Origin of the sequence: Mucilaginibacter sp. PPCGB 2223 (assembly GCF_001705515.1) — a bacterium.
GTDB lineage: Bacteria > Bacteroidota > Bacteroidia > Sphingobacteriales > Sphingobacteriaceae > Mucilaginibacter.
In genome coordinates this window covers 1581398-1595813 of sequence record NZ_MDJS01000001.1, presented here as the reverse complement: position 1 = coordinate 1595813, position 14416 = coordinate 1581398, and the positions used below count along the sequence as shown (strand labels likewise).

At 42.6% G+C, this 14416-nt stretch carries 14 protein-coding genes; 3 read left to right on the top strand and 11 right to left on the bottom strand.

Going from position 1 to position 14416, the window contains the following annotated elements:
- Positions 1-38: 38 nt before the first annotated feature.
- The 11 genes from msrA to BEL04_RS06795 all read right to left on the bottom strand — a co-directional run bounded on the left by msrA (position 39) and on the right by BEL04_RS06795 (position 10773).
- The gene (gene msrA, locus BEL04_RS06845) at positions 39-584 is read right to left on the bottom strand and encodes a peptide-methionine (S)-S-oxide reductase MsrA (RefSeq protein ID WP_066001621.1); all 546 of its coding nucleotides are present in this window, start codon (positions 582-584) and stop codon (positions 39-41) included.
- Positions 585-674: 90 nt separating this feature from the next.
- Positions 675-1283, bottom strand: coding sequence for an FMN-binding negative transcriptional regulator (locus BEL04_RS06840; protein WP_066001618.1), 609 nt, complete (start codon positions 1281-1283; stop codon positions 675-677).
- A gap of 61 nt (positions 1284-1344) precedes the next feature.
- On the bottom strand, positions 1345-2295 hold the full coding sequence (locus BEL04_RS06835; protein WP_066001615.1) for an acetylornithine carbamoyltransferase: 951 nt from the start codon (positions 2293-2295) through the stop codon (positions 1345-1347).
- A gap of 66 nt (positions 2296-2361) precedes the next feature.
- Positions 2362-3510 carry an aspartate aminotransferase family protein gene (locus BEL04_RS06830; protein ID WP_066001610.1) on the bottom strand — a complete coding sequence of 383 codons (1149 nt, stop codon included), beginning with the start codon at positions 3508-3510 and terminating at the stop codon, positions 2362-2364.
- 53 nt (positions 3511-3563) lie between these two features.
- Positions 3564-4619 (bottom strand): N-acetyl-gamma-glutamyl-phosphate reductase, encoded by a 1056-nt coding sequence (argC, locus tag BEL04_RS06825; RefSeq protein ID WP_066001607.1) that lies wholly within the window; start codon positions 4617-4619, stop codon positions 3564-3566.
- Between the two features lie 22 nt (positions 4620-4641).
- A complete protein-coding gene (locus tag BEL04_RS06820; RefSeq protein WP_066001605.1) occupies positions 4642-5019 on the bottom strand; it encodes a cupin domain-containing protein in 378 nt (125 codons plus the stop codon).
- Positions 5020-5021: 2 nt separating this feature from the next.
- Positions 5022-6218 (bottom strand): argininosuccinate synthase, encoded by a 1197-nt coding sequence (gene argG, locus BEL04_RS06815; protein WP_066001598.1) that lies wholly within the window; start codon positions 6216-6218, stop codon positions 5022-5024.
- Positions 6219-6302: 84 nt separating this feature from the next.
- Entirely contained in the window at positions 6303-6944 is a 642-nt protein-coding gene (locus BEL04_RS06810) for an acetyltransferase (protein ID WP_066001597.1), read from the bottom strand.
- A 402-nt stretch (positions 6945-7346) separates the two neighbouring features.
- Positions 7347-8465 carry a gliding motility protein GldN gene (gldN, locus tag BEL04_RS06805; protein WP_083227793.1) on the bottom strand — a complete coding sequence of 373 codons (1119 nt, stop codon included), beginning with the start codon at positions 8463-8465 and terminating at the stop codon, positions 7347-7349.
- A gap of 35 nt (positions 8466-8500) precedes the next feature.
- Positions 8501-9886, bottom strand: coding sequence for an SUMF1/EgtB/PvdO family nonheme iron enzyme (locus tag BEL04_RS06800; RefSeq protein ID WP_066001595.1), 1386 nt, complete (start codon positions 9884-9886; stop codon positions 8501-8503).
- A 74-nt stretch (positions 9887-9960) separates the two neighbouring features.
- On the bottom strand, positions 9961-10773 hold the full coding sequence (locus BEL04_RS06795; RefSeq protein ID WP_066001590.1) for a hypothetical protein: 813 nt from the start codon (positions 10771-10773) through the stop codon (positions 9961-9963).
- A 490-nt stretch (positions 10774-11263) separates the two neighbouring features.
- Here BEL04_RS06795 and BEL04_RS06790 point away from each other — a divergent pair, with 490 nt between their 5' ends.
- The 3 genes from BEL04_RS06790 (at position 11264) to BEL04_RS06780 (ending at position 14413) form a co-directional block, all read left to right on the top strand.
- Positions 11264-11941, top strand: a complete 678-nt coding sequence (locus BEL04_RS06790) for a response regulator transcription factor (RefSeq protein ID WP_066001589.1) — start codon at positions 11264-11266, stop codon at positions 11939-11941.
- Positions 11938-13185 carry a cell wall metabolism sensor histidine kinase WalK gene (locus BEL04_RS06785; RefSeq protein ID WP_066001587.1) on the top strand — a complete coding sequence of 416 codons (1248 nt, stop codon included), beginning with the start codon at positions 11938-11940 and terminating at the stop codon, positions 13183-13185. The genes BEL04_RS06790 and BEL04_RS06785 overlap by 4 nt, the downstream gene beginning before the upstream one ends.
- Positions 13186-13342: 157 nt before the next feature.
- Positions 13343-14413, top strand: coding sequence for a fatty acid desaturase (locus tag BEL04_RS06780; RefSeq protein ID WP_066001586.1), 1071 nt, complete (start codon positions 13343-13345; stop codon positions 14411-14413).
- Positions 14414-14416: the final 3 nt, after the last annotated feature.

The window sequence follows — 14416 nt, the reverse complement described above, 5'->3', positions numbered from 1 at the left end:
GCGCTTAACAAAAACTTAACGAACGTATAATTAACTGTTTACAATAATCCGGGTTTGATGATGCTGGTAAATTCCTTCGCAAACTTGGTCATTTTGGGTTGGATAACAAACATGCAGTAAGGCTTCATCTTGTTATCGTTGTAATAGTTTTGATGATAATCCTCGGCAATGTAAAATTCGCTGGCAGGGGTTACTTCGGTAACGATTGGCTGATCAAAAATATGCTCACCGGTGAGCCTTTTGATCATTGCTTCGGCCTGTTGCTTTTGCTCATCGCTGTGGTAAAAAATAACCGAACGGTACTGTGTGCCTACATCATTGCCCTGGCGGTTAAGCGTAGTGGGGTTGTGGCTTTTGAAAAAAGCCAGCAGCAGGGTATCGAATGAAACGACATCGGCATCGTACTCCAGCCGGATTACTTCGGCGTAACCCGTATCGCCGTTGCAAACTTCTATATAGGTTGGGTTTGGCTTGCTGCCGCCCATGTATCCCGACTTTACCGATTGGACCCCTTGTATGGATTGAAAAATGGCCTCAGTGCACCAAAAGCAACCATTACCAAATGTGGCTTGTTGAATATTCATATCTTACTGACGAAGTTAAGGATATTTTGGTTGGCGAAGATCAGGAGTTTGTCAATAATCGATCAAACCTCCGACTTAACTTACAGACTGTTATTTAGTCGCTTTCATATACTTGGCAATCGCAACTTCATTCCCATCCGCGCTTTTCTCTAAAGCTTCAATAATATTCCGGCGCTCAGTCTCACTGCGATTTTGGCTCAGTTTATTTTTCGCTTGTAATGAGGTTACCCTGATCCCGAAAACAACAATGCCTTTCAGCATTTTGGTTTTGTATTCCATAGGCAACCCATCCCATTGTTTAAGGTAGCCCAAATCGTATTGCCTTATCATCTTCTCCAGCAGGGCTAAAGCTGTATCGGCATCGTCAATAATGGTGGCCCTGCCATAAGCATGCACGGCCATATAATTCCATGTGGGCACACTTTGCTCTTTTTCGTAATGTTTCGGCGATACATAGGCATGTGGTTCAGAAAAGATAACCATTACCTCGTTGTTGAGCAATTGTTCAGCTTGCGGGTTGTTTTTCGCGATATGTGTTGTTAAAACTATGTCATCGCCCTCCATCTCAATCGCAAAAGGCATGTGCGTGGCAAATGGCACATTATTTTGCGCAGTAACAATGGTGCCAAAGCTATACTTTTGGATAAACCTCAAAATCTCTTTGGTATCGCTGTTCTCAAAATGTTTAGGTATGTACATGATTTCGAAATTCGAATTTTCAATTTCGGATTTATAGCACCGGTTAACGCAACTGCCGCCGCTACTGCAAACTTTCCAACATACTCTTCAGCACCGCCTGGGCAGCCCAAACACGGTTCCCGGCTTCGTGTACCACCAATGAGTTAGGTCCGTCTAATATCTCTGCCGAAAGCTCTAAGTTTCTCCTTACGGGAAGGCAGTGCATTACTTTGGCATCATTGCTTTGCGCAAGCTTTTCGGGTGTCAGCATCCAATCATCATATCCGCCAATCACTTTTCCATAAGGCTCATAAGCCGACCAGTTTTTTACATAAATAAAATCGGCACCGGCTATAGCTTCAGTTTGGTTATGAGTAATAGTAGCACCCTGCGTAAAATCGGCGCAAAGCTCATAACCTTCGGGGTGGGCTATCACAAAATCAACATCGGCTTTACACATCCATTCGGCAAAAGAGTTGGGTACGGCCTGTGGTAACGGCTTAACGTGAGGCGCCCAGGTTAATACTACTTTTGGTTGTGCAGTTTTCTTTAGTTCGGTAATGGTTACCAAATCGGCTAAGCTTTGCAGCGGATGACGCGTTGCCGATTCTAAACTTACAACCGGTATACCGCAGTACTTTACGAATTTATTAAATATCTCTTCGCTGTAATCCAGTTCGCGATCTTTTAAGCCAGGGAACGAACGTACGCCTAAAATATCAACGTATTGGCCCATTACACCGGCTGCTTCACGGATGTGCTCAACGGTAGTGCCGTTCATGATCACGCCATCGTTAAACTCCAGAGCCCAGCCCTCTTTATCCATATTCATCACAATTACGTTCATGCCCAGGTTGGTTGCGGCTTTTTGCGTGCTTAAACGGGTACGCAGGCTTGGATTTAAAAAGATCAATCCCAGGGTACGGTTTTTGCCCAGGTGCTGAAAAGCATACGGGTCCTGTTTCAGTTTAAGCGCATCGGCAACCAGTTGGTTAATGTCGGTAACGTCGTGTACAGAAGAAAAAAGTTTCATTGTTTAAGGCTTAAAGCCGAAAGCATAAAGCTAAAAGCCTTTTGCTTTCGGGTAATAATTACATGATTAATGTGGCACAGCCTCGCCGGCTAATACGGTGCTGAATGCTTCCAAAAACCTGTCGGCATGTGTTTTAGTCAGGTTGAGCGCAGGCAATAACCTGATCACATTCGGTTTAGCCTCGCCGGTAAAAATATGATGCTTAAACAGCAGTTCTTTTTTAACATGCGCCAGCTCTTCGGGCAATTCAATACCGATCATTAGGCCACGGCCACGCACTTCCTTAATTTGAGTGAACTTTTTCAATTCATCAATCAGGTAACCGCCAACCTCGGCAGCGTTCTGGATCAGGTTATCGTGTTCCATCACTTCCAACACAGCCAGTGCTGCCGCACAGGCCAGGTGGTTACCGCCAAAAGTGGTACCCAGCATAAAGTAAGCCGGCTTAATTTTTGGTGCTATAGATATTGCCCCGATAGGGAAGCCGTTACCCATACCTTTAGCCATACTGTAAATATCAGCATTGATGCCGGCATAATCGAACGAGTAAAATTTACCGCTCCGACCATAACCGCATTGTACACTATCGGCAATAAATACCGTATTATGTTCGTCGCAAAGTGAGCGTATTTTTCTCAAAAAGCTTTCGGGCGCTACCTGTATGCCGCCAACGCCTTGTATACCTTCAATAATTACCGACGATATCTCATCTTTATGGTCGGCGAAAGCCTGCTCTAAAGCCGCTTCATCGTTCCATGGGAGAAATATCACGTTGTCGGTCTCATTAATAGGCGCAACGATCTTCGGGTTATCAGTAACGGCAACTGCCAAGGATGTACGGCCGTGGAATGCTTTACTGAAAGCGATCACTTTCTTCCGTCCGTTGTAAAACGAGGCAAGTTTCAATGCGTTCTCATTGGCTTCGGCGCCTGAGTTTACCAAAAATAGTTGATAATCTTCCTTACCCGAAACATGGCCCAGTTTTTCGGCCAACTCCTGCTGCAGCGGGATTTCGATCGAGTTTGAATAAAATCCGAGTTTATGCAGCTGGTTCTCCAGTCGTCGCACATAATGTGGATGAGTGTGTCCGATAGATATTACAGCGTGACCGCCATAAAGGTCCAGGTACTCAGTTCCCTGCGCGTCCCAAACCAAACTGCCTTGTCCCTTAACAATCTCGATATTGTTGATAGGGTAAACGTCGAATAGTTTCATTTTTTGTGTATTAATATTAAAACTCCTTGTACCTCACAATGGCACTTTTATAATTAAAAAGCAACTGCTTTTAGCCTTAAACCTGCAGTTTCTGGTAATCCAAAAACTAAGTTCATATTTTGCACAGCCTGACCAGATGCACCTTTAAGCAGGTTATCCAATATGCTAACGATAAACAGCTTAGTCCCGTGCTTTTTAACCTGTATAAAACATTTGTTAGTATTCACGATCTGCTTCATATCGATGTTGCGCTTGGTAACATGGGTAAACGGATGCCCATCGTAATATCCGGCATATAGTTTTAACGCTTCGTCTTCGGTTAAATCGCTTTCGGTATACATGGATGCAATAATGCCTCGTGTAAAATCTCCCCGGTAAGGGATGAAATTTATATCACCAATCGCCTTATCAGGCTGTAATTGTTTTAACGACTGGCCAATCTCATTCAAATGCTGGTGCTCAAATACCTTGTAAACAGAAAGGTTATCATTTCTCCAGGTAAAGTGCGATGTCGCCGCCAGGCTTTGGCCCGCTCCGGTTGAACCCGTTGTGGCCGTAATGTGCACCTCGCTGGTCAGTAAGCCTTTTGCGGCAAGCGGTAATAATCCCAACTGCAAACAAGTAGCAAAGCAACCCGGGTTAGCAATGTTCTTAGCCGTTTTTATGCTTTCGCGATTTAATTCGGGTAAACCATAAACAAACTGCCTGAAGCTTGGCTCCGGGTCGGCGGTTATATTCTGGATATGGAATTTTGAATTCTGACTTAACCTGAAATCCTGGCTCAGATCAATGATGCGGATTTGTGGCGCAATAGCGTTAGCTTCCAGGAATTTTTTGGCATCACCATGGCCAACACATAAAAACAACACATCAATATCATCCGACAATTCATCGCCAAACTTCAATTGCGTATCGCCGAACAGGTCCGTATGTACTTCGTAAACGTAATTACCAGCGTTACTGTTACTGTGTACAAATACAATATCAACATCGGGGTGATTGACCAAAATACGCAGCAGTTCGCCGCCGGTATACCCTGCACCACCAACTATGCCTGCCTTTACACGGATTAGTGAATTATAATCGCCTATATTTTGTTCGTTGCTCATTATTCTTTGCCCCTTTCCGGGATTAAATATTTATCCTGTCGTTATTGGTGGATGGTTGTGAGTATAAAATAAACTCCAGGTCGGCCGGGTCGTTGTTGCTTATTTTATGTTTTTGTCCTGCCCTTATCTCTATCCCCTCACTCGTTTTCAAAACGTGATCAACACCATCTATCATAAACTTTGCCGTACCCTTTAATATAAAAAAGAATTGGTTGGCGTGCTCATGATAATGCAGCTGTTCGCTGGTATCGGGCGGCATTAGCTCTTGTTTTATGGATAGGGCAGGGGTATCGACAAAGGTCCAGCCATAACAATCATCGCCCCAGTTATATTGGTTAAGGCAGTTTGATTTGGAAACGCCCGGGCCAGCTAATGAAGGTTGTTGATTGTTATTGCTCATCTTTAATCGTTTGTGTGGTTAACCTTGTGATAGATCATTACCTGGTTACCGAATATTTTCGAAAAACCCTTAACGTCGTCGCCGGTCCAGGCATTGTTCATTTCGCCGTAGCTGCCAAATTTGTTCGACATCAGGTCGTGATCCGATTCGATACCGATGATTTGGAAGCGATATGGGTGCAGTTCGACAAATACCTTACCGCTAACGGTTTTCTGGGTATCTGTTAAAAATGCTTCTATATTACGCATGATTGGGTCGTGAAACTGACCTTCGTGCAGCCAGTTACCGTAGAAGGTCGATAATTGATCTTTCCACGACAATTGCCATTTAGTAAGTGTATGTTTCTCTAAAGTATGGTGAGCTTTGATGATGATGATAGGCGCAGCGGCTTCAAAACCTACACGACCTTTAATGCCGATAATGGTATCGCCAACATGGATATCGCGGCCAATACCATAAGGCTGTGCGGTAGCCTGTAAAGCCTGTATGGCCTGCGTTGGATGATCGTATTTTTTACCATCGATAGCAATTAGCTCGCCTTTCTCAAAAGTCAGTTCCAATTGTTTAGGTGCTGTTTCAGTTACCTGTGTGGGCCAGGCATCCTCAGGCAGGCCAAGATTTGATGTTAAAGTTTCCTTACCACCAACCGATGTACCCCAGATACCTTTATTGATGGAGTATTTGGCTTTCTCGAAGTTCATCTCCACGCCATGGTCTTTCAGGTATTTAATCTCTTCTTCACGACTTAATTTCAGATCGCGGATCGGAGTCAGTATTTTTACGTCGGGTACCAGGATATTGAATATCATATCAAAACGAACCTGATCGTTACCTGCGCCGGTACTACCGTGAGCAACGTACTCAGCGCCAATCTCTTTAGCATAGTTAGCAATAGCTGTGGCCTGGCTAACACGTTCGGCACTTACCGATAGAGGGTAAGTATTGTTTTTTAACACATTACCATAAGTAAGATAACGGATGCAGGTATTGTAGAAGTTAACGGTTTCATCAACCACATGGTGCGAGGTTACGCCCATCTGGTAAGCACGTTTCTCCACATTATCCAGTTCTTCTTTACTGAAGCCACCGGTATTAACAATAACGGAGTGCACTTCCAGACCTAAATCCTGTGTTAAATAAATGCAGCAGAATGAGGTATCTAAACCGCCGCTGTAAGCCAATACTACTTTCTTTTTCATTTGATATGTTTATTCAATGGTCATTAGTCATTAACCAGTGTTGTTCATTATGGCTCTGCTCACCATTCACTACTCACCACTCACTCAATGATCTTGCCCTATTTTTTTTAATGCGTTTTCAATACGCTCCAGCAGGGTGGCTTTGTGCGTGATTTTTTTCATTTTTTCTTCGTACTCTTTTTGCTTCTCGGCCGGGTCGAACAGCATGGCGGTGCACATACAATTCTTGCGATTTTTGCTCATCAGGATGTCGTAGTTTACGCAGCTTTTACAGCCCTGCCAAAAGTTTTCGTCCTGCGTCAATTCAGAGTAGGTTACCGGTTCGTACCCCAGGTCCGAGTTGATCTTCATTACAGCCAGGCCGGTTGTTAAACCGAATATCTTGGCGTTGGGGTATTTGGTACGTGATAATTCAAACACTCTTTCTTTGATGGCTTTTGCCAAACCAACTTTTCTGAACTCCGGATTAACGATCAGGCCCGAATTGGCCACAAAATCGCCGTGGCTCCAGGTTTCGATATAACAGAACCCCGCCCACGTACCATCTTTGTATAAAGCAATAACCGCCTTGCCTTCCAGCATTTTGTCGGCAACATATTCAGGCGAGCGGCGGGCTATGCCGGTGCCCCTGGCTTTTGCCGATTCAGCCATCTCATCACAGATTTGCTGGGCGTATTCGACATGCTGACCGGTTGCAACCTGAATATCAAAATCTTGTATGGTCATCGAAAGAAAAATATTAGCTTAATAAAATCAGATAATTTTGAAAAACCTTAGTTGAGAAATAACCAGGGAAAGGACCCAATGTTTCCTTTTTTAGTTTGAGGGTGACTCAATTACCGAATCAAAGCCTCGTAATAAAAAGCCTTCGTCGTGATGTGGGTATCACAACCATTGTAACCAAAGCGCAAGTAGCCACAGCAAATTTTGCTGTAGTTTCCTGCTTGTATATGCCTGGTCGCTTCATTTTATTTAAAGTTTGGGATAGCTTTAAAATTTGATGCAAAATACAGTATAATTTTTAAATTATACAATACCGTTTTTGATTTATGACATCAGCTACAGTTTAAATAAAAAAGCCCTCCCAAGTTGTTCAGGAGGGCTTTTTTATTTTTATTAATGTAAAAGTTATTGCTTTACAGGAGCACCTGTTGAAGGTGTCGGCTGCGGAGGCGTATTTGCAGCCTTTTTAGGAGCCGCCTGTTTTTTACCCGATTTGGCGTTGGCTGCAGCTTCACTTCCATCCAAAGCGCCTGTTGTGGTATACGCCCATGCATTGGCTTTGTAATCGGCCAGTTTCTTTTCGATGCGTTGTGCTTCTTTATCCTGGTCGGCAGGATCTTTCATATAGTCCTTTATCCTGCGGCCCAGCGGGTTCGATTCTTCCACGATCTTGGCATAAAACTGCCTTTGTAAAAACATGTCGTCCATGCTTACGTCGTACAGGTTTTTGTCGGGGTCAGAAACATCCATTGTAGCAAACACAAGTCGGCACTGTTTATATTTTAACCAGCATACCGGCTGCGTACCGATAGTATCGCCGTTGGTTAATGTAACCCTGATCAGAGGTGCTATGCCAATGATGCGGGTTTGCACACGCGACAAGCGCTTGTCAAAATACACATCTTCTTTAATACGATATCCAACTACTTTGTCTGGAGAAAAGTCATTCAATTTTCTTTCGCTGCCTATCTTGTTGCCATCTTTATCCAATTTGTCAATTGTAGCAGTGTCGCGCATACGGCCCATTAAATTATCATAGCTCATCGGCACAGTAAATGCGTCGCCTCCGGGGTTTTCGGGGATGCCCCCGGTTGCATCATAGGCGTTTATTCTGCCATCCTTAATCCCTTTTAACAATGCCTCGATTAAGGTAGCACCAGGCGTATTAAATTTCTGGTTCCGAGGGTCTTTCAGATCAATATCCCTCCAGTAACGGTGGTAATATTTAATGTTATTCGGGTTAGGGTCAGGTATCGGGAATGGCCTGGCCTTGGTCATTATTTCGCTTTTTAGATAGCCATCATCCGAATCGGGCACCGACACTACTTTATTAGGAGTATTCTGAACCACAACAGGAGTTGAATCTTTTTTTGCTGCGATAGCAGTTGTATCTGTTTTAGGCTTAACAACCTTGGTAGTTCTTTTGGCAGGGGTTTTTGTTTTGCTTCTTTTTTTGCTCTGCGCCATTGTAGACAGGCTTGCCACAAGCATTATACACAAAACAATGAGGATTCTCTTTTTCATATTTCTACAGTTTCCGTTTCTCTGTGTGTCAGATCTTAATTAGTTGATGCAGTTAATTTAGCTGCTTTTTTGCTCTTTTTAGGTGGTTTAACAGCCGAGCGTGTTCTAACCTGTTCAGTTAACAGGTCGGGAGCAAGCATTACGCATCTAAAGCCAATGTATGAGTGAGCGGTGCCCTGCACTTCGTAATTGCGCGTTGCGGTGTTCATGTCAGCAGCCGGGTCCTTCCACGATCCGCCGCGTACAACCTTACGTTTCATTACATCAACATCGTTGTCCGGTGCATCAAAAAGCAATACAGGGTTCAGGTCATCTACAAATTCGCGGGCCGAAGGGCTATATGCGTCAAGTGTCCATTCGGCAACATTGCCTTGCATATTGTAAATGCCGAATAAGTTAGGAGCGTATGATTTCACAGGCAAAGTATATGTTGAACCGTCTTTAGTATAGTTACCGTCACCTTGTTTAAAGTTGGCGATTGGCAAGTTCTTTTTACTTTTTTTGTTTATATACGAAGGAACGACATTAATTGTTGTGTATGCAGCCACATTTCCGGCAACCGTTTCGGAATTATTTTCGCCGCCCGATGCTGCATATTCCCATTGTGCCTCTGTAGGCAAGTTAAAGCGCAGACCAAAATCTTTCAAACCTTCATCCTGCGAGCCCGATATAATACCTCTCCAGGCGGCATAAGCGCGAGCTTGTTTCCAGTTAACGCCTACAACGGGGTAGCTTTCAAAAGCCTTGTTGGTAAAGTAATTGTTTACGTAAATATCCGATTGTGAATTTGGAAAGTCTTCGGCCCAAACGTTGCTGTCTGGCATAACGTTCACGGTATCAGTCACACTTTTGCCATCATTGGGACCGCCGGCCTGTACGTGCACAAAGGTGAACTTTACTTTATCTTTATTCAATATTTTCTTTCCTCCCGAATTAATTACCAGGCCGGAAAGTTTTGGCTGAAGGTCGTTGTTTAACCAAAAAGGAACTTTGCCGGTGATATTGATCTTGCTCCAGTTAATGCGTTGTACCGTCGAATCTTTAGCACCTTTGGCTTTTGATTTGATCTTGGTTTTGTAAAAATATTTAGGGTCTTTAATAAAATCAGTAACTGCAATCGAATCGGCTACCCAATCAACAAACCTGCGGTATTGTTTATTGCTCACTTCTGTAGCATCTATAAAAAATGCGGTTAAAGTAACCCTCCTTTGCGATAACGTATCCACAGCATTTGAATCTCTAATAGAGCTCTTCTCAAATATCTGTCCTGCAGGGATATATACCATCCCCGGGGGAGCGGTTATGGTTTTGCCTTTAAAAGGGCGCACCTCATCAGGCACTTCGTACATTTTTTTGCTTTTGCAGGCACAAAATGTTGCACATGTGGCTAACAGGGCTATTTTGATATATTTTGTAGTCATATCGATGTTCAAAATGGTTGTTGGTTTAAATAGTTAAAGTGTGTTTAATAAGGGTATTTTGAGTCAACGTTGTCCTAAAATTTAAATCTTAATGTAAGCGATCCTACAAAGTAAGCCTGGTTTCCGTTCACCCCAATAAGAGGGTTGTTAGGGTCGGGCTGCGAGTTTGGCTGATAACCATCGAAGTACGGACTCTGAACGAATACATACTGAAGGTTTGGATTCAACTCAACCTTGTCATTCCCTAAGAAACCACGCAAAGCAATATTTGTACCAAAGCTTACCGGTATCTGGGTGACCGTTATATTTCCGGCAAAAGTTCCGTTACTTTTTTGTTTGGTTCCGGGAGGTATTTTGCCATAGGCTAAACCCGATACAACAAGGCTTGGCAACCCTTTACCATCAGTATGCGGTGTAAGAGTGAAATTTGAATAAACTTCGCCTATACCAACCCCAACATAAAGCCTTTTCATCGCATCCTGGAAGCCATTTTTACTTTTAAAGTCGGCAAACTGTCCGAGAGCGATTTTAAAGGTTAAACTGCCTCCGGCAAAAACTACACTGGTTTTGGTAAAGTATAGTTTGTTTTCGGCATCGGTACCTGTAAGCTGTCCAAAACTGCCATCTAAACCAATAGTAAAATAGGGGCTAAGGTCATAATCCAAATACAAAATCCCCGCAGGCCCGATCGACGTTTTGCTCCAGTTTGATTGTAACTGCGAAGCGCCCAGACCTACGCCCACCCGGAAACCTTTTTTACTCACCCCGTAACTATAGTCGATTTGGCCATAGGCAGATGATGAACAAAAGAGCCCGAACATGACGACTACCAGCGCTAAAAAAGGGGGATTTTTATACTTAAAAAATTTAGTCGGTGTGAATTTCATATTGTGATGGTTTTCGAAATGTAAAAATAGAAAAATTTTAATAAATACAAACTATTAAGCTTTTTGATATTCAAAATAAAATTTTAAAACCATTTTTGTATAAAGTATTTAATCTAAGTCCACATTAGCTACATTTATTGCATTTTAACTTATTACGGTATTTTGGCGTTATTGTTTCAAAAAAAATGAGTGTGTATAGTGTTTATTTAACCATTAATTAACTATAGAATATTTCCAGAATTGGTATTCATCTTTATCGTTCTTTTGGATGTAGTTTGATTGTGGCTACAAAAATATTTGCATGCAGTTGATTACAAAACCGTGATTTAACGGTTTTTATAGAGTGATTTAACCGTTTTTAATAATAGGGTGTCAGGCAGAGTTGTAAGTTATAAATTGTAAGTTTGAGTTTGTTTTATTTCTTTTATGTGTAGTTTTTGTTGATTTTTGATAGGCGTAATTTAATTATTGAATAAAAATTTCTTAATAGTTGAAGATATTAATAATTGAGGATGAGAAAGGACTCCGGGAAAGTGTAGAAAACTACCTTTCGGATGGGGGGAATCTGTGCGAAACAGCGCCCGATTACCAATCGGCTATAGCCAAAGTAAGCCTTTATAATTACGATTGTATTTTGCTCGATATCACCCTCCCCGACGGTAACGGCTTTAACGTATTAAAGTATCTGAAGGAGAATAATAACCCCGACGGGGTATTGATCATCTCGGCAAAAAATTCGCTCGATGATAAAGTAGCAGGGCTGGAAATGGGCGCCGACGATTACCTGGTTAAGCCTTTTCATTTATCGGAGCTTAAAGCACGTTTAATGGCCATAGTAAGGCGTAAATCTTTCAACGGCAGTAACTCGCTCATATTTAATGAGCTTGTTATTGATCTGTTAGCTAAGGAGGTAAGGATAAATAACGTATTGCTTAAGCTAACACGTAAAGAGTATGCCCTGCTTTTATATTTTATTGCGAACAAGAATAAGGTGGTTTCAAAAAATGCTATTGCCGAGCACCTGTGGGGCGACGGCGCCGATATGGCTGATAACTTTGATTTTATTTACTCGCACATTAAAAATCTGCGCAAAAAACTCGAAGAGGCCGGCGCGAAGGATTACATTAAAGCTGCTTACGGCATGGGCTATAAGTTTACCGACCAATGAAGTTATTAACCAAATATAACAGGGTAAACCTTGCATCGGCCGTAGCAGTATTGTTTGTAACAGGTCTTATCTACTATAAGGCCATCAGCTATATCCTTAACGATCAGGTCGATAAAGATATATTGATCGAGGAGCAGGAAACGTTCACTTACGTGAAACAGAATAACAAGTTGCCGAAGATTGAGCAATATAAAGATCAGCATATATTTTTTGTTCGGGTTAATGGCCCCGTTGAGCGCAGGTTTATCAATACGGATTATTTTAACCCTAAAGAGCACGAAGCGGAATCAGGGCGTGGACTGATCACATCTGTACAGGTAAAAGGTCAGACTTATCAGGTGACCATCATCGAATCGAAAGTCGAGACCGAGGACCTTATCCGGATCATCTTTTGTATTACCATCGGCGTCATCCTCTTCTTGCTGTTGGTTTTGTCTATAGCCAACAGGTTAATCTTAAATCGCATCTGGCAACCATTTTACAATATTTTGCAGCAGCTTAGATTGTTCAGCCTGACTGATAACAAGGATATTGCTATTAGCAATTCGACTATCGACGAATTCAACGAATTGAATAGTGCGGTGACCAGTATGGCATCGCGGGTCAAAACGGATTATAAGGCCCTTAAAACCTTTACGGAGAATGCCTCGCACGAATTACTAACGCCTATAGCAGTTATTAATTCAAAATTAGATTCGCTCATCCAGGCCGGCGAGTTTAATGCCGAGCAAAGCAGTCTGCTAAATGATGTTTACGATGCAGTGGCCCGCCTGACGCGTTTAAATCAATCGCTGTTGCTGCTGGCTAAAATTGAGAATCATTTAGTGAGGGATGATCAGGTTGTCGATATGAAACAACTCGTAGAAAATAAGATCAATCAATTTAAAGAGTTGTTTGTCAACAAGGAACTTGACCTGAAATGTGACCTGACAGCAAAAGAAATTAAAGCCAGTTTTTTTTTGATGGATGTTTTATTAAATAACCTGATCGGTAATGCTATACGGCATACACCTGCCAGCGGGACGGTAGAGATAATGCTAAACATGCAAAAACTGAGCATTAAAAACACGGGGACCGGTGCTGAACTGCCCGGGGACGAAATTTTTAAACGTTTTAGCAAATCGGCAAACTCCGAAGGCAGCGGACTGGGCCTGACTATCTCAAAACAAATATGCGAAAGCTATAAGTTTGAATTATCGTATGATTATGAAACACCATACCATTGTTTTACAGTGAATTTTTGAGTTTGACCTTGTTGATTAGCAGGTGGGCAATTTAAAATTTGGGCATAAAAGTCGTTAAATCACATTTTTATTATATCTTTACAATTCGCAGACTATTTTTTATAATTAAGGTTATTCAGAATAGCGTTAAGCCGCACCGCACCTTAATTATAAACTAATGGCGTTTTTAGACCATGTACTGCAACCGCCATCTTACGGATGGAAACACGAAAACGGCGATCTGATAAAGCCGACCCCAAAACAAATCTTCAGCGAATTTTTTTCACGCCTAAATGTTTTTAAAAGCCGTAAAAACTGGCTGGCATTTTTCAGCTGGTTAAAGGTATTGTGCCTGGTGCCGTTTTTCCTGTTGTTTATTTTTAAGTTTTTTAGTTTGTGGATGCTGCTGGCGGCTTTTGTATATAGCATGATTGTTATGGGTACGCACGGTACTATCTGGTATCATCGCTATTGTACCCATGGCGCCTATAAATTTAAAAATGCGTTTTGGCGCTTTTTTACCCAAAACCTCACGCTTAAAATTATTCCCGAAGAAATATACGTGGTATCGCACCATGTGCATCACGCCAAATCAGATCAGCCCGGCGATCCGTATAACGCACAGGGCGGTTTTCTGTATTGCTTTCTGGCCGATGTCAATCACCAGCCCATTGCTACCGACCTTAGTGAAGGCGATTACAAGCGCATTGGCAATTTGATGAAACATACCGGCGTTAAGGTAAATACCTATGTGCAGTATCAAAAATATGGCTCGGTGGCCAACCCATATTCGGCTGTTATTTACTGGATCGTTAACTGGAGCCTTTGGTATTTTATTTTTTATGCCATGGGCGGGCATGCCCTGGCATGTACTTTATTTGGTGCGGCGGGCTTTTGGGCGGTTGGCGTACGCACATTTAATTATGACGGGCATGGCCAGGGCGATGATAAGCGCCGCGATGGTGTTGATTATAACCGTAACGATATGTCGATCAACCAGCTATGGCCGGGTTATGTGGCGGGCGAGTGGCACAATAACCATCACCTGTACCCTAAAAGCGCGCGATCGGGCTTTATGCCGCACCAGATCGATCTGGCCTGGTGTTATATAAAATTCTTGAGTATGATAGGTGCCGTTACTTTTTACCGCGATTCGAAAAAAGAGTTCCTGGAAAATTATCACAAGCCATACCTCGAAACAAAAAAGCATGCCGAACCACAGGTTGCAGTAGCTGAGGCCGGTTTATAAAAA

What these genes read in the sequence shown, in the direction of transcription:
- msrA (WP_066001621.1), bottom strand. Translation starts at nt 584, where the DNA reads ATGAATATTCAACAAGCCACATTTGGTAATGGTTGCTTTTGGTGCACT.
- BEL04_RS06840 (WP_066001618.1), bottom strand. Translation starts at nt 1,283, where the DNA reads ATGTACATACCTAAACATTTTGAGAACAGCGATACCAAAGAGATTTTG.
- BEL04_RS06835 (WP_066001615.1), bottom strand. Translation starts at nt 2,295, where the DNA reads ATGAAACTTTTTTCTTCTGTACACGACGTTACCGACATTAACCAACTG.
- BEL04_RS06830 (WP_066001610.1), bottom strand. Translation starts at nt 3,510, where the DNA reads ATGAAACTATTCGACGTTTACCCTATCAACAATATCGAGATTGTTAAG.
- argC (WP_066001607.1), bottom strand. Translation starts at nt 4,619, where the DNA reads ATGAGCAACGAACAAAATATAGGCGATTATAATTCACTAATCCGTGTA.
- BEL04_RS06820 (WP_066001605.1), bottom strand. Translation starts at nt 5,019, where the DNA reads ATGAGCAATAACAATCAACAACCTTCATTAGCTGGCCCGGGCGTTTCC.
- argG (WP_066001598.1), bottom strand. Translation starts at nt 6,218, where the DNA reads ATGAAAAAGAAAGTAGTATTGGCTTACAGCGGCGGTTTAGATACCTCA.
- BEL04_RS06810 (WP_066001597.1), bottom strand. Translation starts at nt 6,944, where the DNA reads ATGACCATACAAGATTTTGATATTCAGGTTGCAACCGGTCAGCATGTC.
- gldN (WP_083227793.1), bottom strand. Translation starts at nt 8,465, where the DNA reads ATGAAAAAGAGAATCCTCATTGTTTTGTGTATAATGCTTGTGGCAAGC.
- BEL04_RS06800 (WP_066001595.1), bottom strand. Translation starts at nt 9,886, where the DNA reads ATGACTACAAAATATATCAAAATAGCCCTGTTAGCCACATGTGCAACA.
- BEL04_RS06795 (WP_066001590.1), bottom strand. Translation starts at nt 10,773, where the DNA reads ATGAAATTCACACCGACTAAATTTTTTAAGTATAAAAATCCCCCTTTT.
- BEL04_RS06785 (WP_066001587.1), top strand. Translation starts at nt 11,938, where the DNA reads ATGAAGTTATTAACCAAATATAACAGGGTAAACCTTGCATCGGCCGTA.
- BEL04_RS06780 (WP_066001586.1), top strand. Translation starts at nt 13,343, where the DNA reads ATGGCGTTTTTAGACCATGTACTGCAACCGCCATCTTACGGATGGAAA.